An 870-nucleotide genomic window follows, 5' to 3' on the forward strand; every position below is an offset into this window, starting at 1 on the left:
GTGTCTTCTGTATTGAAGAATACTTACATGCTTTTGGGTTTAACTATTGCGTTCTCAGCATTCGTTGCATACCTATCAATGGATGCACCACGCCCTGGCATTATCGTTACTCTTGTTGGCTTCTACGGCCTATTCTTTTTAACTGCAAAGCTAAGCAACAGCGCTTGGGGCTTGGTAAGCACCTTTGCATTAACAGGTTTCATGGGTTACACGCTTGGCCCGATCATTGGAATGTTCGCTGGTGCCGGCGCAATGCCAATTGTTGCTAACGCACTTGGCTTAACAGCCTTCACATTCTTTGGCCTTTCTGCGTATGCACTGATTACGCGTAAAGATTTCAGCTTCTTAGCTGGCTTTTTAACAATCGGCTTCTTTGTATTGTTAGGCGCAATGCTAATTGGCTTTTTTACGAGTATGCCGGGCTTGCAGCTTATGATCTCAGCTGGCTTTGTTATTTTCTCTTCTGCTGCGATCCTCTTCCAGACAAGTGCGATTATCCACGGCGGTGAAAGAAACTACATATTGGCGACAATCAGCTTGTACGTTTCAATCTACAACTTGTTCCTGAGCTTGCTTCAATTGCTGACAGCTTTTGCTGGAGATGAATAGGTTCGAATAGATCATCAGCAAAAAGCCTCGCTTTCGCGGGGCTTTTTCATTTTCAGTCTCAACAAACTACGACCACATCGCTACAATAGCTTCTATGAAACTAGTCATACTTGTTACAGGCTCACCCTATAGCAGCCAAGCACCTTATTCCGCTCTTCAGTATTGCAAGGCAGCAATAGCTGCAGGCCATGAAATCTATCGCGTTTTTCTATATCAAGACGGCATACAACTATCGAATCGATTAGCTACACCACCTCAAGA

2 protein-coding genes are annotated in these 870 nt (G+C 44.4%); both read left to right on the plus strand.

Annotation, left to right across the window (positions count from 1 at the left end):
• The coding region (locus tag A3762_RS17135; protein ID WP_068756785.1) for a Bax inhibitor-1/YccA family protein at positions 1-609 on the plus strand (609 nt) is incomplete at its 5' end.
• A 94-nt stretch (positions 610-703) separates the two neighbouring features.
• A partial coding sequence (locus tag A3762_RS28890; RefSeq protein ID WP_197469336.1) for a DsrE family protein occupies positions 704-870 on the plus strand: 167 nt, incomplete at its 3' end.

Source organism: Oleiphilus sp. HI0125, assembly GCF_001635355.1.